This is a genomic window from Trinickia violacea (assembly GCF_005280735.1).
GTDB classification, from domain to species: Bacteria; Pseudomonadota; Gammaproteobacteria; order Burkholderiales; family Burkholderiaceae; genus Trinickia_A; species Trinickia_A violacea.
The window spans coordinates 838544-858811 of the sequence record NZ_CP040078.1 but is presented as its reverse complement, the minus strand read 5'-3'; the positions used below and the strand labels follow the sequence as shown (position 1 = coordinate 858811).

Here is a 20268-nt window from a genome sequence, read left to right as displayed (position 1 = left end):
TTCGCTGGGTCACAGTCGAGCCGCCCCTCCATGTGTCACGATCACCCACTGCGGCCGGCCCTGAGCGCCCTCGACGGCCCTCGGCGCCGGCCGCATCGTGTCGCCATCACGGGAGAGGCTCATGCCGACGCTCTATTCCTATCCGGACCTGTTCGGCGTCGCCGACAACAATCCGTTCGGTCTGAAGGTCTATGCGTTCATGCGCTTGTGCGATCTCGACTTCGAGCACAAGCACATTCTCGATCCGAAAGAGGCGCCCCGCGGACAGTTGCCGTATCTGGTCGACGGCGACACATCGATCGGCGATAGCGATACGATCATCGCCTACCTCAAGCGCAAGTACGATCTGCGCATCGACGGCGCGCTCTCCGCGGGGCAATCGAATCTCGACTTCCTGGTGCGGCGCACGCTCGACGACCTGTACTGGCCGATGAGCTTTTCGCGCTGGCGCGACGAGCGCTTTCGCCCCGCGTTCTGCCATGCGTTCATGGCGGCGCACCCCGAAGTCACCGCGAGCGCGCTCGAAGCCGCGAGCGAGTACAACCGGCTGCGGTATCACTATCAGGGCATCGGCCGCTACGAGCCGGATCAGGCGTATGAGCGCGGCATCGGCGATCTGCGCGTGGTGGCCGATCTGCTCGGCGACAGCGGGTTTGTCTTCGGGCCGAAGCCGGCCACGATCGATGCCGCGATCTACGGCTGCGTCGCGAACATCTACTACTACGAGATCGATACGCCGTTGAAGGGCTATGTGCTGTCGCGGCCGAATCTCGTTCGGCATTGCAAGGCGATACACGAGCGGATCGGGAGAAACGCGAGGCGGCTATCGCGGCACTTCAGGCCGGCACACATCGTCAAGCCAACGTGAAGTCCTGAAATCTGCCGAACAGCTCGATGTCGGATTGGATACCGAGCTTGCGGTACGCCGCGTTCTTCTGCGTGCTGATCGTCTTCGGGCTCCGGGAAAACTTGTGTGCGATATCCATGAGCGACATTCCGGCAAGGCAGCAACGCAGCACGTCATACTCGCGGGGACTCAAGACCAGCTTGGGGGACAACGCGGCGCGGCAGTTCCCGTCCACCGTGCCGTCCGCCTCGGCGCACTCGGCGGCGGACGGCGGCGCATGCATGCCCAGGTGCGTCGACGCTACGGCGACGCCCATTCCCAACGACGGGTCGCAGTACGTGCCGCCCGCATTGACCCTGCGGATCGCGCCGACCAGCTCGCTCAGGTGCTGCTCCTTGCTGAAGAAGCCGCTCGCGCCGGCCATTGCCGTCAACACGACCGTGGTCGGCGCATTGAACGACGACGAGATCACGATGCGGCTGCCTGCGAAGCGCGACCGGATCGCGCGGATCAGGGCGATGCCGTCGATTTCGCCGGGGCCGAGCGAGTAATCGAGCACGAGCACGTCGGCTCGATTTTTCCTCATCCACTGGAGCAGATCGCGCGACCGCTCGAAGCAACCGACCACCTCGATATCAGGCTGGCCAGAGAGACAGATCCGCATGCCATGCCGGACGACCGGATGATCGTCGAGAATGGCGACGCGTATCGGCGACTGGTTTTCGTTCACTTGCGTTTCCCGGTTGATACGGCGCGGCGTCGCTTCGCCCGCGTGCCGGCACGCCGGATGTGGAGCCCGCACGAGCGGGCCTTGCACGCAGGCGTCATCGACGCCGCTCAATGCTGTTCCATGAATAGAAGCGCTGTCGCAGGAGGCGCCGAACCGTCGGCCACCTCGATCGCCACGCGCGCCAGCGCCCGCTTTGACGACACCGCATCGAGCCACAGCGCGGCAAGCCGCGGCAGGATGTGCTGTTCGATGAACCCGATCAGGCGCCGCGCGCCGGTCTCCTCTACGATGCAACGGACGACGACGTAGTCGACCACGCCGCCCCCGTAAGTCAGCTCGGCGCCTTGCTGTGCCGCCATGCGCTTGACGACGCGATCGAGATGCAGGCGCACGATGCGCGCGAGCGACTGCTGCTCGAGCGGCCGGTACGGCACGAGCGTCACGCGCCCGAGGAACGCGGCCGGAAACACCTTCAAAAGCTCCGGCGCCAGCGCCGTGCGCAGGCCCTCCACGTCCGGAGCCAATGCTTCGTCGGCGCACAGGCTCGCGCTGAGCTCCGCGCCGACATTGCTCGTCAGCAGGATCGTCGTGTTGCGGAAGTCGATCAGGCGGCCGTCCCCGTCCTCCATGTACCCCTTGTCGAAGACCTGGAAGAACATTTCGTGCACGTCACCGTGCGCCTTCTCGATCTCGTCGAGCAGCACGACCGAGTATGGCCGCCGACGCACCGCCTCGGTCAGCACGCCGCCCTCGCCATAACCGACGTATCCGGGCGGCGCCCCCTTGAGGCCCGACACGGTGTGCGCCTCCTGGTACCTGCAGGGTTGAACAAGATATCCGTTCCCCACGCCATCTTGGCTTTGTGCTTTTGACCCAACTCGAACGAGCGCAGTGTGCCTTCGGCGATAGTCCGCTGCATCGCACGCTGTTCCTCGGTTGATTGGGGATTGGCGTCTTCGTCGACCAGAAAGGGTTGAATACTCCACCATGCGTCGGCGTCGACGATTTTCCGCACGGTTTCTTCGTCAGCCAACTGGCCGTGCTCGATCGATTTGATGCCGCACGAGAGAGCGCGTTGAATTCCCGCAGAGGTGTACACGTGCGCGCAAACGTAGGTTCCCCAATCGCTTGCGGCGTCGACCGCCGCGCGCATCTCCTCTTTCGTGTACTGCAGCGAGTCGAGCGGGTCGAACAAGGATGTCACGCCGCCACCGGCCATGATCTTGATCTGACTGGCTCCCAACTTCAGTTGCTCGCGTGTTTTCCTCAGCACCTCGGGGACACCATCTGCGATGGCCGAGGCCCCCGCCACTTCGGCGGCGCTTATCGCACATAGCGCGGGATTGGAGACTGTGTTGCGATTGCGGAAGTCGCCATGGCCGGAGGTCTGTGAAATCATTGCGCCGGACGGATAGATACGCGGCCCGGGAAGCCGGCTCTCGTCGATGAACCGCTTCAATGCGAACGACGGTCCTCCGACGTCCCGGACGGTCGTAAAGCCCCGCATCAACGTTTTTTCCGCTTCTTGAGCGGCAAGCAAGTAGACGTAGTTGACGTCGATATTGGGTGAGAGCGCTACGCTGGGCGGCACCGCGGCAAATATGGAATGCCAGTGCGCATCGATCATGCCGGGCATGATGACTTTGTTCACGCAGTCAACGACATCCACGTTTTCCGTCACTTGCCCGGTCGGAACGAGGCCGGTGATCTTGTTGTCCTTCACGACGACGTCTTGCCCCTCGATCAGCGCGTTTCGTCTACCGTCGAAGATTCGTGCGCCCTTGAGCACGATTGGACGATCGTCCGGCTGCGAGAACGCAGCCGGCGCAAAGCCGAGTGATGAAACGGCGAGGCCGGCAGCGATGCTCTTGACCACCTCCCTTCGAGACAGTCTTTCCGTCAGACGTCTGCTTACGCTTGCGGCAAGGGCGCTTTGACAACCACATGAAGCGCGATACGACGCGCGACGCTCTTCATTTAAAAACCTATTCAATATGGACTCCTGGGCAGATAACAGCGCTGACGTCTATGAACCGGTATTCAACTGAGCCGCGGCTCAGCAAGGACAAGCGGCCGGACCTTCGGCGACAGGTAATGGCCTTGCGAGTGTGCCGCATGCACGGCGGCAATCATGCGCGACATCGCATCGAACTTGCTCGCGATGCATTGCACGCCGAGCTGCAGCAGCGCGCGGAATACCGCCGGTGTTTTGAGCATTGTCACCGTCACGATCGGCGATTGCCAGTAGCGCCGGCGCAGAAACGAGACGGGCGCGACCACGTCGATTCGGCATGCCGCCCAGCCCCTGCACAATGCCATGCCCCATCACGGGATGATCGTCTGCCACTACGACTCGAACCGAAAATTCGTCCGTCGGTCACCCCTATCCGGAATGCGACGCCGTGCGCGACGTCTCGTGTTTATTCGTTATGCATAACGCACCGATTATATCTCGATATTATTCTCCACCGATCGAGTGACCTGTTGCAGCATCGATCTCGGCACGGTGTTTCGGCAGTTTTATCGCGAAAACAAGTGCCGAATACGAGCGAGCCGCGCTGGGCAGTGACGACTCGACGTCACTGATAGTCGAGCAGCACGGTCATCGCGCCATTCACCGTGCCGGACTGGATCGTCGCGTCGGTCTTGACGTAGGACACCTCCATCGGAATCGTGTACGAGCCACCCGTCGCCTTGTTGTAATCGACCACATTGATCGACGTGCCGAAGATCGCGGGCACGCCCTTGTTGTCAGCGACCCGGATCTTCACGCCGCGTGCGGTTGAGCCAGCGGTAAGCGGCAGCACGCCCGGCGCATTCGCGATCACTCCGCCGGTCGGGTTAAGCGTGTAGCCGACGCGGTTGTATCCCTGCGGGCAATTGTTGATCCGTATCTGGAAACTCTGCGTGCCGACCGTCGAGCCGACGTCGCCGAATTGTTTCAACGTCGCGTCGAGCAATGTCACGGTCTGGGCCGGTACCGAACAGGTGCCGTCGATCGGCGTGATCCTTCCTCCCAGGTAGACCCTTAGAAGGTCGCCGTTTGAATAACGAAAGGAGAAATAGAACGGAGAGCCCACCATCTCGCCCGCAAGAGAGCCGCCTGTATTCGTCCGGCCATCGCTCAGCAATTGCACTTCGAGCGGTTGAGTAAACTCGATCGGCGTGGCGAACGTCCCAGTTGCATACATCTGGCCATTGATCAGCAGACGCGTCGACACGCCCGACACGTTCGTCGTAATCGTCGGGCCGGTTCCCAGGCTCCCGCCATTGGGAAAGTTGTTAAAGCTCGTCGCCGTGCACTTCGTCTGACCGCACGCCTGTATCGGCGTGATGTAATGCCGCGCCAGCACGGTGCCGCTAGCCACGCTCTTCGGGATCGAAATCTGTTGTCCAAATGCATCGGCAGAGTAATAATTTTGCGCCCAAGCAGACAGCGGTACCGCGCCGGCCACTACTGCGGCAAGCAAGGCCATCATGCGCAGCAGCGCCCGCGCGCAGACCGTGCGCGTCGCATCGTTCGTCGTGTTCGTCATCTCACTTCCTCGTCCCTGGTTATCCTTGCACTTTGTTCGCGTACGGATCGCCTGACAGCTCCGTTCGGACAGGTAAAGCCGAATCACCTCGATTTCGCGCGGCGATAGCTTCCACACGCTTCGACATCGAATCAAGCCGTTCACCTGTACGAAATCCCCTGTCGACATATCGATGCATCCTCAATCGCCCTGAATACTGAAACCCAGCATTTCCAGTTCGAGATCACCAATCGATATTTCTTGATCGATATCTCAAAAATTTCCGACAACATCGGATTTGGGACCCATGCCTCATCTATGGATCACTCAATAAGACGGGCCTTATATTTGACAGTTGGGGGAGCCCGGTAGCGTGGACGGTTGTAGTTGAATCGTCGCTGAACTGCGACTTCTTCATGACAAGGCTGAGCTCAAGATTCAGTGATGAAAATGTAATTTTATGCGTAATGCATATAAATAGGATTAGCTCTAAAAATAGGTCGAACGATTCGTACTAGACCTATAAACAGTCAAACCCAGTTGAACCTCCTGACATTGGGTAGAGAGGCCGCTGTCTTCGACGTAACCGGCACCGACAACACGTTCGGCCAGCAACCTCCGGCCAGTGCTGACCAAACCATGGAAAGTGGCACGGCAACCTTGCGCTACAACGCCCGGTATATGGCGACGGGCATCACATCGGTCGGCACTGCCAACTCCAACGCGACCTATACGCTGTCGTATCGGTAAGCGTTTTTCAGGCTGATGACAGGGGCGTGCCGAACGTGATGCTCCTGTCCCGCCTCAAGGCGAATGGCATGTCGCAACGCATGGGCGTGACCCATGAATGGCAATTAGCAATACTAAATTTATACCATTCTCAGGCAGCGGTTTTGATCTACGGAAAGCGGGTCGCCTACATCGAAGACTCACGCAACAAGCTGACAACCTTCGGCGCAAGCCTGCTTTTCGAAAGCGACGCTGGGGTCACTGGGACTGGACATCGGGAGTCTTATTTGACGACCAACTGGACCAATAAGCGATGCGGCGCATGGTCGACACGGCCGCCAAGATCACTCGCCGTCGCCGTCTTCGATGGCTTTGCGCTCGCGCCGCTCTTCGTTGCTGCGGCGAGCGCGCAAGCGTTGACGCGACAAGACGGCGATGACTTCGCCCGTCGTCGCGCCAGGAGGAATCTCATTGCGGATGACATCGTGCACCATCGGCAAGCCCGAACGCTGACGCCGCAATGCCTTGGCGATGGCCGTGCGGCACTCCTGCCCGTGGCAGTCCCATTCGTCACGGACTTTTCCGCAGTAACGACATGTGTCCATGACGAATAGTCTAACTGCAATCGAAACCCCGCGAACGGCGTGCTGTTCATGGATGTGTTGCCGGTGACAGCGTTCGTCGTGTCGTCATCGACGGGTGTCGAGCCGGCGCATGCAGATCGCCGGCGCATGCCTGACCGACGCCGCGTTGAGGCTCAACGACCGCTATTTGCGGCACCGCTCGGCATCGCGCACGCGCTGATCGTCAAGCGGCGCGTTCTCAAGCACGGACATCAAGCGACCGTCGGCATGCGCCGCGCCATCCAACGCGCGCGCAGATGGTCATAAGCGAGGTTGTAGAAGAACGTGTACGGCAGAAAGAACAACATGATGCCGATGTCGAGCATCAGCGCTTCCAGCAGGCCGACGTTCATCCACCACGCAGCGAGCGGCACCAGGAACACGATCAGTCCACCTTCGAACGTGCACGCGTGCGCGATACGCACGGCGATCGTGCGCCTGAAACCGAAGCGCTTTTCGACGCGATCGAAGCCCGCGTTGAACACGATGTTCCAGGTCATCGCCACCAGCGCAAACATGATCGTCATCACGCCCGTTTGCGCGAGCGACTTACCCATGATCAAAGAGAGCGCAGGCGCGCAGATCATGGTCGCGATCACTTCGAAAGCCAGCGCATGGACGACGCGCTCGGCCGGAGATTTTCTCAAGGCACTCATGACACAAGCTCCATAAAACCAATGAGCGCCATGTTATCGGTTTGATCGGCACAATCCAGTTCGATATCATCGGTTTTTCCGATACATCGAAGGAGCGGCTCATGCGTCATTCGCCCGAAGCCTTGCTGGCCTTTGCGGAGGCCGCCGCCCTCGGTTCGTTTTCCGCGGCCGCGCGCAAGCTGGGAAAACGACAATCCACGATCAGCGAAGCGATTGCCGCGCTGGAAATCGACCTCGGCCTGACCCTGTTCGACCGGAGCACGCGCCAGCCCACGCTGACCGAGGCCGGGCGCGCCATGCTGTCTCAGGCGCAACGCATTCTCGACGCCAGCGAGCACATGGACCGCCTCGCCGCGCAGATCGCCGGCGGGCAAGAGGTGCGGCTCACCGTGGTCGTCTCCGACACCTATTACTCCGACCGTTACGAAGACACGCTGGCCGCACTCGAGCAGCGCTTTCCCGATCTCGAACTCGAATACCTGATCGCCGAGCATGAGGACGTGCTGGACCTGATCCAGCAGGACCGGGCCCAACTCGGGCTGATGGCCGCGCGGGCGGTCTACCCGCCCGACATCGGCACGGCGAAGATTGCCGAGCAATCGGAAATTGGCGTCTTCGTCGGCCTGCAGCATCCGCTCGCGGCCTACGGCGATGCCGAGGTGCCGCACGCCGCGCTGCGCGACACGCGCGAGCTGCGGCTCAACACCTTCGTCAACCCGAGCGGCACAAACAGCGACGCGCACCGCGTGGGGAGCGCGCGCCGATGGTCCGCGCCAAGCTATCTGATGCTGCTTGAAATGGCCAGGCTGGGCTTCGGTTGGGCTGAACTGCCACGCTGGCTGGTCGAACATTTCGCGGCCGGGCAGTTGCATGAGGTGCGCGCGCGTGGCTGGCCGCGACGCGTGCTGGTGGATGCGGTGTGGTCGCGTAAACGGCCGTTGGGGCCTGCTGGGGCCTGGCTGCTGGAGACGATGTTGGCGGGGTGAGGGAGGTCGTCGCGCATCACACGTTGTGGAAACTATGATGAGGGATTCGAGCGATTTCGTTCCAGCCAGAAGACTCTGGAAGCGCTTCCAGCGCTGTTTGGCCCGACACTTCAGGCTGATAGCGAGCCTCAGCTGACGTTGTACAAAACAAAAGCCCCGCGTATGCAGGGCTTCTTTTCTTTGCGACCGCCATGCCATGCATGCAGCCCACCCACTCAGGCTGAAGCAAAAACCCGGAAGAAACCCGAGCTCCAATATGTCCAACTGGCGGTCTGCCCATTCCAATTGCCATGCAATGGACATCCATTGAAGACGGACATCGTCACCGCTTTTGTGTCGGCCCAAATCGAAACGGGATTTCCAGAAGTGTTGTTAGACCAGGGCCAGAGCAAGGGGTATGAAGTTTCCTGATCAGGTGAGAAAAAAATCGAAATCTGAGAGGGCGTCACTCCCAGCTTGTGAGCAAACAGCAGATTGTGATTGGTTTGGTTGTCAGCAGGTTGCCAGCCGGAGTCATACTCGCATTTCGACTCGAAGGCCGCCGGCTGCGCCGATTTTTTTGACTCCGCATATGCCAAATTCGTATCCATGTCCCGTCCTCGTTGGTTGTTAATTCGAACTCGCTAGCAAAATCACTTTTAAAATCACTGACACGAGCATCGCAGCGCATGTGGCGCTACCCTGCAATATTCGATCTCACAAACAAAGATCTCGCGGCGAAGGGAAGTTCGACGCGATTTATGCAAGGCGTATTGAGCAGAATTTCGACTTCCAGTAAAGAAAAGTTGGCGTTCTGCGCGTTGAGTATAGGCATTATTTTTTAACGCGTTCCCTGTTAACGTTGGCAGGGCCTGCCTGACAATGCAGCACTTCCTCTCTCGCTAAGTTAGTTTCCAGAATAATTAAAGAGCTACGGAAAAATACCGCAGCCCCTTTTCATTTCCGAAAGCCTTTTCATTGCCGCATATCTGCCCAGGATTCCTGCAGCAGATCAGCGATAGAAAAAGGGAAGCCTGAAGAATCGGGGAGTCATCTCGGGGCTCCGATGGGCGGGCAGTGCTTGGAGGTGTGTCACGCTCCTGTCCCCGATTGATCGAGAGGTCGACGTAACTAGGGGCATTCACAATGTGGCCCTCACATGTCAGCAATTGTCGCCGGTCTGAGGGAGACGTGGCCGCTTGGCGGTTTCACAGTTATTGACATTTTGACCGAACTGATACGGATAAACTAAGCACTGCCGTGGCATCGCAAAAGCTGCTATTCCGCGTTGCGATTTAGTTCACTTCCGAATTTCAGAAGGGAATTGAAATGGATACGCATTCGACAGGCAAACTCTTTGGTGGAGCGCTGATTGGAGCAATAGTCACGGCGGCTGCGGAGGTGATCTTCGGGTGCCTCGGCATCCCGTCAGGGCCGTACGCGCACGCGGCAATTCAAGGGGCAGCACCGATCGCGGTTGCTGCCTGTGTCCTCTTCCCGCGGCCAATTTTGCTCAGAACAGTCTTGCGATCGCGGCGAGATCCACTGCTGTTCGATGAGGATCTGAATGCAATGCTGATAGGCCGGGCGTTCGGTATGGTCGTCGGTTTTCCTATCGGAATAGCGCTTTGTTCGAAAATCTTTTGAATACCTTCGTAACCGGGCAGCGACGCCCGGCCGCCTGCATGAGGTTGCTTTAAGCGCTAACGGTGCATTGCCAAATCTGTCCGGGCGTCTGCCAGGTAACGTCGGTTGGGACGAACTTTACGCCGAAATCATCGCCGACGCCGGCCGGCAGCCCGAGAGACAATCCAGGCTTTTCGACGGAATCAAATCTGTACAAATTGCCATTGAATTTGGTCATGGTCCAGGTACGACAATCGTCGGTATCGGGGACCGTAACTTTGATTCTTGCTGCTGCGTCGGATGAGTTGCCTACGACTTTGTACGAACCGTCCTCGTTTGTCGCATCGAAGTCATATTTCAGGAACAGTTTGCTGTTACTGCCGTCGTAAATCCATGTGGAGAGCGAGCTTTTGGGAATGGGTTGCGACGTAACGCTGACCAGTTGACCGGGGTCGCCGCGCTTCACGTACAAGACGAATTCCGGATCAACATACGAGACGATTTTGAAAGTAACAGTTGCGGCCAGTTCATTCGGGGTTGCCATGTTGATTCTCCAAAGGTATTGAGTCAATGTCGGTGGTACATAGACGGTTCCGACGAGGAGTCGCGTGTCTCGGGTTGAGGCAACGCTGATCAACATGTTAGGAATGGAGCGGGACCTCTTTAACTGTCAGTCTTGATGGTATTTCTTCATTAACTGTTAACAATTGCAAATCCATTTTTTGTCATCGGTTGGATGTCATTGTGAGGTCCTGATTTCGACCCTATCAGGGCTTCTTATTTGTTATACCGGGGCCTAGCATGGCGCCGTGCAAACGTATCCCCGCCGGCGTGAAGGTCTTCGATACGATGAACGCGCGCGCCGAAACGGGCGGCGAGGCTTAGGGCTGCGCACATCCCCCTGAAAGCCGCTCCCAAGCCATTCGTCAGCGACGTCACAAGTCCACCACGATCGCGACACATTTCCGCCTCCGCCTCGTCACCATCGGCCTCTAACTTTCTCCGTGGTAACAAGCCGTAAGAAATCTCAGGCACCGCAATGGTGCTTGCATACGCAGTGCTCCCCCCCAAGCGCACCACGTCAACGGAGATGTTCATGAAGCGAAAACGCCAATTCAGCATGCCTTTAAGGCATGCCGCATTGCTATGCGGTGCTGCCGCCCTGGCTATAGGCAGCGCCGTCTTTCCATCGCTTGCGGAAAGCCAGTCGCAAACGCCCGCCGACCCATCGGCCAACACCGTTTCGCCGATCAAGCACGTCATCGTGATCGTCGGTGAAAACCGCACGTTCGATCATGTCTTCGGCGCCTATCAGCCGCGTCATGGCCAGACCGTGTCGAACTTGCTGTCGAAGGGCATCATCAACGCCGACGGTTCCGCCGGCCCCAACTTCTGGCTCGCCGCGCAAAACACGGCCCAAGCGACGAACCCGTCGCGCTTCGACTTGAGCCCGGGATCGAAGAAGCCCTATACCAACCTGCCTGCGCCGAACACAGGCGGCGCGCCGATGGCGGCAAGCGACACCAACCCGCCGCCGTTCGCCACGCTTGCCGCTGCAACGGCGGCCGAAGGGTACGCGCTCGAAACGCCGGACATCGTTCACTTGACGACCGGCGCGACGGGCCTGCCGAAAGACTCCTTCGATACGCGCTTCGGCTCGAACACGCACAACCTGCCGAACGGCCCGTATCAAATCTCGAAGGTCGGCCCGAACTACGACCAGTACATGAACAGCCCGGTGCACCGCTTCTATCAGAACTGGCAGCAAGCGGACTGCAACGTCTCCGACGCGACCTTCGACAACCCGAGCGGCTGCAAGATGGACTTGTTCGCGTGGGTCGAGACGTCGGTCGGCGCGGGCTCGGACGGCAAGCCGCAGCCGGCGAACTTCGACGACGAGACGACCCATGAAGGGGCCACCGCACTTGGCTTCTACAACGTGAACACCGGCGACATGCCGTATTTCACCGACCTCGCGCGTCACTACACGATCAGCGACAACTATCACCAGCCGGTGATGGGCGGCACGGGGGCCAACAGCATCATGATCGGCACGGCCGACGCGCTCTACTACACCGACGGCCACGGCAAGGCGATCACTCCGCCGAACGACGAAATCGAAAATCCGCATCCCGTGAAGGGCACGAATAACTGGTACACGCAGGACGGCTATTCGGGCGGCACCTACAGCAACTGCTCCGAGACGAGCCAGCCGGGGGTCGGCGCAATTCGGCATTACCTCGATTCGCTGCCCTATAAACCGAACGCGAACTGCGCGGCGGGCACGTACTACCTGCTCAACAACTACAACCCGGGCTACAACGGCGACGGCACCGTGAACACGAGCACGTCCACGATTCCGCCTTCGCCGGTGAAGACGATCGCAGACACGCTGCTCGCGAAGAACATCTCGTGGAAGTACTACGGCGAAGGCTGGGGCACCTTCATCACGAGTCCGTTGACGAGCGTCTACTGCAACATCTGCAATCCGTTCCTGTACGAAACGGCGATCATGACGAATCCGACGACCGTTTCGCAGCACCTGCAGGACACGCCCAATCTGTACTCGGATATCAAGAACGGCACGCTGCCCGCGGTCTCGTTCGTGAAGCCGGGAGGGCTGCTGGACGGGCACCCGTCGTCGTCGAAGTTCGGTCTGTATGAAGGCTTCGTGCACCAGATCGTCGATCTCGTCCAGGCGAACCCGAAACTGTGGGCGTCGACGGCGATCTTCATCACGACCGACGAGGGCGGCGGCTACTACGATTCGGGTTACATCCAGCCGGTCGACTTCTTCGGCGACGGACCGCGCATCCCGCTGATCGTCGTGTCGCCGTATTCGCGCGGCGGGCGCGTCGTGCACGACTACGCGGATCACGTTTCGCTCGTCAAGTTCATCGAGCGCAACTGGTCGCTTGGGCCGATCACTTCGCGCAGCCGGGACAATCTGCCGAATCCGCAGCAGTTGCCGTCGAATCCGTACGTGCCGACCAATTCGCCCGCGCTCGACGATCTGTTCGACGCGTTCCGGTTCGTGCCGCCCGGTCACGACAAGGGCGATCACGATAGCGATGACCACGGCAATGGCCCGATCGGCATGCCGCCGTTCTGAGCCGAGTAGAAAAGCGTTTCGTGTGGTTTGATCGGCGCGGCCCGGTGTGCACCGGGTCGCGCCGTTTTTTTATGCGCGGACGGCTACGACGCCGACGGCTCGATGTTCTGGTTGTGACGGCACCGATTGCGCAGATCGTGACGTGTCTTCAGTCAAGTCAGGCGGCGAGCGCCGCATCCATGGCGGAAAGGTAGCCCCTGAATCCGGCTGCGAGCACCGCCGCACGCACGCGCTCGAGTTCGCGCCGCTCGGCCGCGTCGCCGGGCCTCTCCAGAGCCCGCGCAAGGGCGCGCCCCCGTGCCGCGAACAGTGCCGCCCAAGGCAGCGGTTCGCCGCGCGTGTAGTCTTCGAGAACTTGTGCATAGCGCGCCGCACCGTCCGCGTCGCCCATCGAGAGCGATGCCTCGATGGCGTCGCGATAGAACCAGAGGTGGTTGTGGCCGACCGCGCCACGCCCCAATAGACCCGTGCCTTCGGCGAGGAGCCGAGCGCGCTCGGCGTCGTCCTCGACGGCGCGGCAAAGCGCGCCCACGACTTTCGGCGCGCAGAACTGCGTACCGACTTCGCGGCAGATGTCGAGCGCGCCCTGCAACATATGCGCGGCCTCACGCCGCCGTCCGCAATCGAGCAACATCCGGCCTCGCATTTCCAGGTTCTGCGCCTCGAAACGGCGCGCGCCAAGCTGCCGGATCAGACGCATTTCTTGTTCGAGATGGATCTGGGTCGCCTCGCTGTCCCCCAGTTCGTGACACACGAACACGCCTAGCGTTTCGCAAAGCATTTGCGCGCGCGGCTGCCCGATCAGTTCGGCGGCGCGTGTGGCCGCAGCCGTGTCCTCGCGCGCCAGCCGCGCCTCGTTCAAATAAATGCGGCTAAAGCCTTGCATCGAACGATTGGCGACCTCGATCCGCCCAAAGCCGTGTTCCCGGCTCAAGGCGACGCAACGGCTGAAGTGCTCGAAAGCGGTCCGCATGCGTCCTTGCGCATAGGCCGCATCCCCGAGACCGCCGAGCGCACGCGCCTCCGCTTCGGGCAGGCCCAGGCGCCGGGCGTAGGTCAGCCCGCGTTCGTGCTCGGCGCTGCAGTCCTCGATCCTTCCGAGGGGAAACAGAATGTTGCCGCGCAGGTGATGCAGGCGCGCGAGTTCCGCCACCTGGTCCTCGCGCTCGGCAACCTGCTGCGCAGCGTCCAACAGCGCGAGGGCTTCCTCGAGCCCCTCGTTCACGCGCAAGCCTTCCGCGAGCCCGAGCTGGCAGCGGCAGCGGCTCGTGTCATCGGCAGCGGCGGAAAGCGCCGCGCGATACGTGGCAATCGATGCCTCGATGGCGCCCAAGTCCCGCTGCAGCTCGCCCATCAAGCAGCTAAGCGCGTGACGGTCCGTATCCGCTTTCGCAATCTCCAGGCCCCGTTCGGTCAGGCGCAGAGCGGCCTCCGCAAGATGCGCCGCGCGCTGCGCGACAGCGGCATCGAGATAGGCCCGCGGGGCGCGCGCGTCCTCCGCGCGGTCGAGGTGCTGGGCGTAAAGCGTCGGGTCGCTCGCTGCGAACCACTCGGCCGCGCGCAGGTGCAATTCGCGCCGGCGGGTTCGCAGCAGCGTCGAATACGCGCCCTCCTGAATCAAGGCGTGCGCAAACAGGTAATCGTCGCCCTCCGGCAGCACGAGCGCGTTGGCGAGCAGCCCATCGCAGACGTAATCCGGCTCGTCGACGAGCTGCCGCAGCAAGGCAATGTCAAAGCGCTGGCCAATCACCGCGGCCGCCTGAAATGCGAGGCGGTCGCGCGGCGACAGCCTGTCCATGCGCGCGAGCACGAGACTCTGGATCGAGCCCGGGACCGCCTTGCCGCTGCCCTCCTCGGCATTGCGCAACAGCTGCTCGAGAAAAAGCGGATTGCCGTCCGCGCGCTCGACGCACGCCAGCGCAACGCGCTGGGTCGCATCGATGAAGTTGCCGGCGAGAGAGAGCGCCTCCTCCTTGCGCAACGGCCCGAGATCGATGGTGGCGAAGGGGATGTCGCGGCAGCGCGCGCGCCATGCCGCGTCGAGCGGGTCGCCTTCCACGCGCGAAGTCATGACGACGAGGCCCGGCCCGTTGCCGACGCCCGAGGCAAACGCGGCCAGATAGTCGAGCACCTGCTGGTCGGCCCAATGCACGTCTTCGACCACGATCATGGTTGGCGCGCGCCGGCATGCCTCCTCGGTAAGCCGTGCGACGAGCGCCTCCTTGCCGCGCTTGCGCGCGCCGTGATCCATCGCGTCGTAAAGGGTCCGCCATTCGCTCGTTTGCGGCAGGCCGAGCAGGTCGTGCAGGAATACGCGCTGTTCGGGCTTGATGACACCCTCTGCGGCGACACGCTCGGCCGCCGCTTGCCGCGTCTCGCTCGGCGCGGCGAGCGGCAGGCCAAGCAGACTGCCGACGATCGCGTGGACGGGCCCCTGCCCCTTGCCGACGCCGAAGTCCAGCACCAGGCCGCGATGGACTTCGAAGCCCTGCGCCTCGACCTGGCCGCGCATCTCGTCGACGAGCCGCGTTTTGCCGATGCCCGCCTCGCCGCGCACATAGACGACGTGGCCGGCCCGCTGCTCGAGACACGCGTGGACGATGCCGCGGAATTGATCGAGCTCGGCATGGCGGCCGATGAAGCGGCTGCGGCTCACCGCTGCCGCCTCGCTCGTCATGCTGGAAAGCCGCCACGTGGGCACGGGTTCATCGATACCCTTGAAGCGCATGTCGCCGGCCGGCTCGCACAGCGCGCTCTCGCCGAGCGCGCGCCGCACGTCGTCGGACAGCAGCGTCTCTCCGCCGCGCGCGGCGGCCACGAGCCGCGCTGCCAGGTTGACCGGATCGCCGTGCACCGTGTAGTCCTGGGCGTCGGCGCGGCCGAGCGCCCCCGCGACCACTTCGCCGCTCGCGATGCCCACGTGCGCCTGCAACCGCCGCTCCGTTCGCGCGCTCAGCTCGGCGAGCGCGTCGTGGATATCGAGCGCGGCGCGCGCGGCTCGCAGCGGGTCGGTATCGTGCGCGCGAGGCGCGCCGAACAGCGCCATCACGGCGTCGCCGATGTGCTTGTCGACGGTGCCGCCATACGCCAGCACGATGCCGTCGACCAGCGCCGTATAGCGGCCGATCAGCTCGCGCAATTCTTCCGGGTCGAGCGACTGCGAAAGCGCGGTGTACCCGCAAAGGTCCGCAAAGAGGATGGTGACTTGCCGGCGCTCGTCCTCCGGCGGGCCGGATGCGGCGGCGGGCGCGGTGGCGGATACGCGAGCCGTGGCGTCCGGCGGCGGCGCCGAACGTTGCGCGGCGGCGGCGAGGATGCGCTTGCGATGGCCGAGCGATTGGACCCCGAGCTCTTTCAGATCCGCATCGGTCAGTTGCGGCAGCATCGACAGGTCGATGTCGTTCTCGCCGAACGCCTGCGCGTATTGCTCGAGGCTCAATCCCGCCAGCCATTGCCCGATGTCCATCGCCGTCGCCTGTATCCGGTGCCGCGCGGCACGCTTGCCAAGACTGCTTCGCCCGCCCGGTGCTACCCAGTGTAGGACCTTGCCAAGCGCGCCGTATGGAAATTGACAGACTGAAAAGTGCGGACGGATACTGAAGCGCGCCTCCCGCTCGCCGCCGTCCCTCACCGGAGATCGCCGTGAAGCCTGGCACCACCGGTTCCGTCTCCGAGGTTTCCCCCGGCTCCCGCTTCGCCAGTTTGCTCGGCGACCTGACCGGCGGCGCCGTTTCGACGCTCGTCATGCTGTGTTACGCGATGAGCCTCGGCACGATGATCTTCAGCGCCGATCTCGCCCGCTATGCCGTGCTCGGCGTGCCCACCGCGCTCGTCAGCTGCGTCGTGACCGCGCTCGTGATCGCCTTGACGAGCTCGATGCGCCTGAACATCGGCGGGCCCGACAGCAATGCCACCGCGTTTCTCGCGGGGGTCGCGGCGGGCGTGGCCAGCAGCGTCCGCGCCGACGGCGGCTCCCCGCAGACCCTCCTTCTGACCGTGCTGCTCGCGATCGCGTTGTGCTCGATCGTGACGGGCCTCGTCCTGTATGCGATCGGTTCGACGAAACGCAGCCGCTCGCTGCAGTTTCTCCCGTACCCCGTGGTCGGCGGATTTCTGGCCGGCACGGGGTACCTGCTGCTGGCAGGGGCGTTTCGCGTCTTGACGGGCGAGTCGCCGCACTGGCGCACGCTCGCGCTGCTGATTCATCTGCCCTGGCTCGCATGGGTGCCCGCGCTGCTGGTCGGCGCGCTGGCGACGATCCTGGTGCGCAGCTGGAAGCACGCCGCCGCGTTGCCGCTGGTGCTCGCCCTCGGCATTGCGCTCTTCTATGTCCTGCTCCACACAGCGGGCCTCTCGACCGACGACGCGCGCAACATGGGACTGCTGCTCCCGCGCGTCGCCATGCATCTGCCTCGCCTTCCCGAATGGCATCTGTCGGCGCCGCTCGCGCAGGCGAGCATCGACTGGCTGGCCATTGGCGCGCACCTTCCGGAAACGCTCGTGGTCACCTCGGCGTCGGCCATCACGATCCTGATGAACTCGACGGCCATCGGCGCGGCGACCGGCGAGGATATCGACCTGAATCGCGAGATGCGCGCGGCGGGCATCGCCAACGTCGCAAGCGGATTGCTCGGCGGCATGGTCGGCTATCAATCGTTCAATCGTTCGATGCTCAACGCACGCGCCGGCGCAACGACCCGCATCGCGGGGGTGTTCGCTTCGCTCGCGTGTCTGGTGGTGCTGGCCGTCTCCCCGGATCTGGCGGCGCTGTTTCCGGTGCCGGTGCTGGTCGGACTGCAGATTTACATGGGGCTGCGCCTCTTGATGGAATGGCTGGTGCGCGCCTATGCGAAGCTCAATTGGTACGAGTATCTGCTCGTGCCGGTCATCCTGGCGGTGATCGCCGGCTATGGTGTGATCGCGGGCGTCGCGGCCGGCGTCGTCGCGGCCTGCGTGATGTTCACGCTGCTATACGGCCGCGTCAGTTGCATACGCATGGAATTCGACACCGGCACGCGCACGTCGACCGTCGAGCGCAGCATCGAGGAGACCCAGCAGTTGCATCGGCTCGGCTCGCAGATGTACGGAATGTGCCTGCAAGGCTTTCTGTTCTTCGGCACGGCCAATTCGATCTTGCAGCACATCCGCGAGCGGCTTGCTGCGCGCGGCTCGACGCCGGTGCGCTTCGTCGTCCTCGACTTCGCTTCGACCAATGGGATGGATGCTTCGGTGTCGATCAGCTTCGTCAAGCTCCGGCAGCTTTGCGCGGCGGCAAACGCAGACCTGGTGCTGACCGCGCTGCCGTCGCGCTCGCGGGATCTGCTCGTGAAAACCGGCACGCTCAAGCTGCGCATTCACGAGTTCGAATCGCTCGATGCCGGATTGGAATGGGTCGAAGACCAGTTGCTCGCTTCGAATCCGCGAGCGCCGGGGCAGGACGGCGGCGATTTCCACGCGATGCTGGCGCCGCACTTCACGGCCCCGGCGCTCGACGCGCTGTCCGCTCGCCTGGAAGTGCGCGACTTGCAGGCTGGCCAGCCGCTCTTTCTTCGCGGCGAGCCGGGCGACGCGCTCTACATCGTCGAGCGCGGGCGAGTCGCCATTTCGCTGCCGCTCGACAATGGCCGCTCGGTGCGGCTGCGCTCGTTCGGCCCGGGGACGGTCGTCGGCGAAATGGCGGTGTACACGCAGCAGCGGCGCAGCGCGGACGTGCTCGCCGAGACACCCGCGCGCGTGCGGCGCTTGTCCCTGGCGGCGCTTCTCGCGCTCGAACAGGACGATCCTGTCGCCGCGCAGCAATTCCACCGCTTTCTGGTCAAGGTCGTCGCATCGCGGCTTGCCGTCGCGAACGAAGCGTTGCGCGCCGCGTATTGAGCGCTGGCTCGCGGCGTTGCGGCGTAATCAGATAAGATCGTCCTATCCGCAGGCCCCCCTCGGCTGCTTCCCTAGCGAACGCAGCCTGTCGTCCCCCACTTATCAGGAATTCAGCATGGTCACATCGAGCTACACCGATACCCGTCTCTTGATCAACGGCGAATGGTGCGACGCCTTGAGCGGCAAGACGATCGACGTCATCAATCCCGCGACCGGCAAGGCGATCGGCAAGGTCGCGCACGCCGGCATTGCCGATCTCGACCGGGCGCTCGCCGCCGCGCAGCGCGGCTTCGAAACGTGGCGCAAGGTGCCGGCCCACGAACGCGCGGCCACGATGCGCAAAGCCGCCGCCCTGTTCCGCGAACGCGCCGACGACGTGGCGCGCCTGATGACGATGGAGCAAGGCAAGCCGTTTGCCGAATCGCGCATCGAAGTGCTGTCGGCCGCCGACATCATCGAATGGTTCGCCGACGAAGGCCGCCGCGTCTACGGCCGCATCGTGCCGCCGCGCAATCTCGCGGTCCAGCAAACGGTGCAGAAGGAGCCGATCGGTCCCGTCGCCGCGTTCACGCCGTGGAATTTCCCCGTCAATCAAGTCGTGCGCAAGCTCTCCGCCGCGCTCGCGAGCGGCTGCTCGTTTCTCGTGAAAGCGCCCGAGGAAACCCCGGCGTCGCCGGCCGCGTTGCTGAAAGCGTTCGTCGATGCGGGCGTGCCCGCCGGCGTGGTCGGCCTCGTGTTCGGCGATCCGGCCGAAATCTCGGGCTACCTGATTCCGCACCCGGTGATCCGCAAAGTCACGTTCACGGGCTCGACGCCGGTCGGCAAGCAGCTCGCGGCACTCGCCGGCGCGCACATGAAGCGCGCCACGATGGAGCTGGGCGGCCACGCGCCGGTCATCGTCGCGGAAGATGCCGACGTCGCGCTCGCCGTCAAGGCGGCGGGCGGCGCGAAGTTCCGCAACGCCGGCCAAGTCTGCATCTCGCCGACGCGCTTTCTGGTGCACAACAGCATCCGCGAACAATTCGTGCGGGAGCTCGTCAAGCACGCCGAAAACTTGAAGCTCGGCGACGGTCTTGCCGAAGGCACCAACCTCGGGCCGCTCGCCAACGCGCGCCGCCTCACGGCCATGAGCAAGGTGCTCGAAGACGCGCGCGCCACGGGCGCCAAGGTCGAGACGGGCGGCGAGCGCGTCGGCACGGAAGGCAACTTCTTCGCGCCGACGGTGCTGTCGAACGTCTCGCTCGAAGCCGACGTGTTCAACAACGAGCCGTTCGGCCCGGTCGCGGCGGTGCGCGGCGTCGATTCGCTCGAAGAGGCGATCGCCGAAGCCAACCGCCTGCCCTTCGGCCTCGCGGGCTACGCGTTCACGAAGTCGTTCAAGAACGTGCACCTGCTGTCGCAACAGCTCGAAGTCGGCATGCTGTGGATCAACCAGCCCGCCACGCCCTGGCCGGAAATGCCGTTCGGCGGCGTCAAGGATTCGGGCTACGGCTCGGAAGGCGGGCCGGAAGCGATGGAAGGCTATTTGGTGACCAAGTCGGTGACGGTCGCGGCGGTATAAGCAAGGCAGCCGCCTCGCGGCTTCAATCAG

General features: G+C 62.7%; 16 protein-coding genes and 1 pseudogene. 7 read left to right on the top strand and 10 right to left on the bottom strand.

What is annotated here, in order from left to right:
* The first annotated feature begins 121 nt into the window (after positions 1 to 121).
* The gene (locus FAZ95_RS25890) at positions 122 to 868 is read left to right on the top strand and encodes a glutathione S-transferase C-terminal domain-containing protein (RefSeq protein ID WP_137335359.1); all 747 of its coding nucleotides are present in this window, start codon (positions 122 to 124) and stop codon (positions 866 to 868) included.
* On the opposite strand, the gene FAZ95_RS25885 is transcribed toward FAZ95_RS25890, so the two are convergent.
* From FAZ95_RS25885 to FAZ95_RS25865, 5 genes and pseudogenes are all read right to left on the bottom strand, one after another.
* A complete protein-coding gene (locus FAZ95_RS25885) occupies positions 855 to 1688 on the bottom strand; it encodes a response regulator transcription factor (protein ID WP_254700287.1) in 834 nt (277 codons plus the stop codon). The genes FAZ95_RS25890 and FAZ95_RS25885 overlap by 14 nt on opposite strands.
* Positions 1685 to 2392 (bottom strand): annotated as a pseudogene (locus FAZ95_RS25880) (AAA family ATPase); the annotation flags it as partial. The pseudogene FAZ95_RS25880 and the gene FAZ95_RS25885, both read right to left, overlap by 4 nt.
* Positions 2314 to 3453 carry a metal-dependent hydrolase family protein gene (locus FAZ95_RS40185; RefSeq protein WP_254700286.1) on the bottom strand — a complete coding sequence of 380 codons (1140 nt, stop codon included), beginning with the start codon at positions 3451 to 3453 and terminating at the stop codon, positions 2314 to 2316. The gene FAZ95_RS40185 and the pseudogene FAZ95_RS25880, both read right to left, overlap by 79 nt.
* Positions 3454 to 3617: 164 nt before the next feature.
* Positions 3618 to 3896 (bottom strand): response regulator, encoded by a 279-nt coding sequence (locus tag FAZ95_RS25870; RefSeq protein ID WP_175425760.1) that lies wholly within the window; start codon positions 3894 to 3896, stop codon positions 3618 to 3620.
* 260 nt (positions 3897 to 4156) lie between these two features.
* Positions 4157 to 5113 carry a fimbrial protein gene (locus tag FAZ95_RS25865; protein WP_254700285.1) on the bottom strand — a complete coding sequence of 319 codons (957 nt, stop codon included), beginning with the start codon at positions 5111 to 5113 and terminating at the stop codon, positions 4157 to 4159.
* 519 nt (positions 5114 to 5632) lie between these two features.
* Here FAZ95_RS25865 and FAZ95_RS25860 point away from each other — a divergent pair.
* Positions 5633 to 5842: a hypothetical protein gene (locus tag FAZ95_RS25860; protein WP_137335357.1), complete on the top strand. Its 210-nt coding sequence runs from the start codon at positions 5633 to 5635 to the stop codon at positions 5840 to 5842.
* A 323-nt stretch (positions 5843 to 6165) separates the two neighbouring features.
* Here FAZ95_RS25860 and FAZ95_RS25855 read toward each other — a convergent pair whose 3' ends face one another.
* Both FAZ95_RS25855 and FAZ95_RS25850 read right to left on the bottom strand, forming a co-directional pair.
* The gene (locus tag FAZ95_RS25855; RefSeq protein ID WP_137335356.1) at positions 6166 to 6426 is read right to left on the bottom strand and encodes a hypothetical protein; all 261 of its coding nucleotides are present in this window, start codon (positions 6424 to 6426) and stop codon (positions 6166 to 6168) included.
* A 230-nt stretch (positions 6427 to 6656) separates the two neighbouring features.
* A complete protein-coding gene (locus FAZ95_RS25850) occupies positions 6657 to 7100 on the bottom strand; it encodes a multidrug/biocide efflux PACE transporter (RefSeq protein WP_137335355.1) in 444 nt (147 codons plus the stop codon).
* A gap of 101 nt (positions 7101 to 7201) precedes the next feature.
* Here FAZ95_RS25850 and FAZ95_RS25845 point away from each other — a divergent pair, with 101 nt between their 5' ends.
* Positions 7202 to 8086: a LysR family transcriptional regulator gene (locus tag FAZ95_RS25845; RefSeq protein ID WP_137337592.1), complete on the top strand. Its 885-nt coding sequence runs from the start codon at positions 7202 to 7204 to the stop codon at positions 8084 to 8086.
* Positions 8087 to 8301: 215 nt separating this feature from the next.
* Here FAZ95_RS25845 and FAZ95_RS25840 read toward each other — a convergent pair whose 3' ends face one another.
* Positions 8302 to 8676 carry a hypothetical protein gene (locus tag FAZ95_RS25840; protein ID WP_137335354.1) on the bottom strand — a complete coding sequence of 125 codons (375 nt, stop codon included), beginning with the start codon at positions 8674 to 8676 and terminating at the stop codon, positions 8302 to 8304.
* A 718-nt stretch (positions 8677 to 9394) separates the two neighbouring features.
* Between FAZ95_RS25840 and FAZ95_RS25835 the strand changes: the two genes are divergently transcribed.
* Positions 9395 to 9712 carry a hypothetical protein gene (locus FAZ95_RS25835; RefSeq protein WP_137335353.1) on the top strand — a complete coding sequence of 106 codons (318 nt, stop codon included), beginning with the start codon at positions 9395 to 9397 and terminating at the stop codon, positions 9710 to 9712.
* A 49-nt stretch (positions 9713 to 9761) separates the two neighbouring features.
* Here the strand turns inward: FAZ95_RS25835 and FAZ95_RS25830 are convergent, their stop codons facing one another.
* A complete protein-coding gene (locus tag FAZ95_RS25830; protein ID WP_137335352.1) occupies positions 9762 to 10235 on the bottom strand; it encodes a hypothetical protein in 474 nt (157 codons plus the stop codon).
* A gap of 552 nt (positions 10236 to 10787) precedes the next feature.
* On the opposite strand from FAZ95_RS25830, the gene FAZ95_RS25825 reads away from it, so the two are divergent.
* Positions 10788 to 12803 (top strand): alkaline phosphatase family protein, encoded by a 2016-nt coding sequence (locus FAZ95_RS25825; RefSeq protein WP_137335351.1) that lies wholly within the window; start codon positions 10788 to 10790, stop codon positions 12801 to 12803.
* Positions 12804 to 12960: 157 nt separating this feature from the next.
* On the opposite strand, the gene FAZ95_RS25820 is transcribed toward FAZ95_RS25825, so the two are convergent.
* Positions 12961 to 16269 (bottom strand): adenylate/guanylate cyclase domain-containing protein, encoded by a 3309-nt coding sequence (locus FAZ95_RS25820; RefSeq protein ID WP_137335350.1) that lies wholly within the window; start codon positions 16267 to 16269, stop codon positions 12961 to 12963.
* Positions 16270 to 16445: 176 nt separating this feature from the next.
* On the opposite strand from FAZ95_RS25820, the gene FAZ95_RS25815 reads away from it, so the two are divergent.
* Together FAZ95_RS25815 and FAZ95_RS25810 are read left to right on the top strand one after the other, a co-directional pair.
* Positions 16446 to 18677, top strand: coding sequence for an SLC26A/SulP transporter family protein (locus tag FAZ95_RS25815; RefSeq protein ID WP_137335349.1), 2232 nt, complete (start codon positions 16446 to 16448; stop codon positions 18675 to 18677).
* Between the two features lie 115 nt (positions 18678 to 18792).
* Entirely contained in the window at positions 18793 to 20238 is a 1446-nt protein-coding gene (locus FAZ95_RS25810; RefSeq protein ID WP_137335348.1) for an NAD-dependent succinate-semialdehyde dehydrogenase, read from the top strand.
* Positions 20239 to 20268: the final 30 nt, after the last annotated feature.

Coding starts and splice junctions, on each gene's coding strand:
- FAZ95_RS25840 (WP_137335354.1), bottom strand. CDS start 8,676: ATGGATACGAATTTGGCATATGCGGAGTCAAAAAAATCGGCGCAGCCG.
- FAZ95_RS25835 (WP_137335353.1), top strand. CDS start 9,395: ATGGATACGCATTCGACAGGCAAACTCTTTGGTGGAGCGCTGATTGGA.
- FAZ95_RS25830 (WP_137335352.1), bottom strand. CDS start 10,235: ATGGCAACCCCGAATGAACTGGCCGCAACTGTTACTTTCAAAATCGTC.
- FAZ95_RS25820 (WP_137335350.1), bottom strand. CDS start 16,269: ATGGACATCGGGCAATGGCTGGCGGGATTGAGCCTCGAGCAATACGCG.
- FAZ95_RS25850 (WP_137335355.1), bottom strand. CDS start 7,100: ATGAGTGCCTTGAGAAAATCTCCGGCCGAGCGCGTCGTCCATGCGCTG.
- FAZ95_RS25865 (WP_254700285.1), bottom strand. CDS start 5,113: ATGACGAACACGACGAACGATGCGACGCGCACGGTCTGCGCGCGGGCG.
- FAZ95_RS25870 (WP_175425760.1), bottom strand. CDS start 3,896: ATGGCATTGTGCAGGGGCTGGGCGGCATGCCGAATCGACGTGGTCGCG.
- FAZ95_RS25845 (WP_137337592.1), top strand. CDS start 7,202: ATGCGTCATTCGCCCGAAGCCTTGCTGGCCTTTGCGGAGGCCGCCGCC.
- FAZ95_RS25890 (WP_137335359.1), top strand. CDS start 122: ATGCCGACGCTCTATTCCTATCCGGACCTGTTCGGCGTCGCCGACAAC.
- FAZ95_RS25810 (WP_137335348.1), top strand. CDS start 18,793: ATGGTCACATCGAGCTACACCGATACCCGTCTCTTGATCAACGGCGAA.
- FAZ95_RS25825 (WP_137335351.1), top strand. CDS start 10,788: ATGAAGCGAAAACGCCAATTCAGCATGCCTTTAAGGCATGCCGCATTG.
- FAZ95_RS25855 (WP_137335356.1), bottom strand. CDS start 6,426: ATGGACACATGTCGTTACTGCGGAAAAGTCCGTGACGAATGGGACTGC.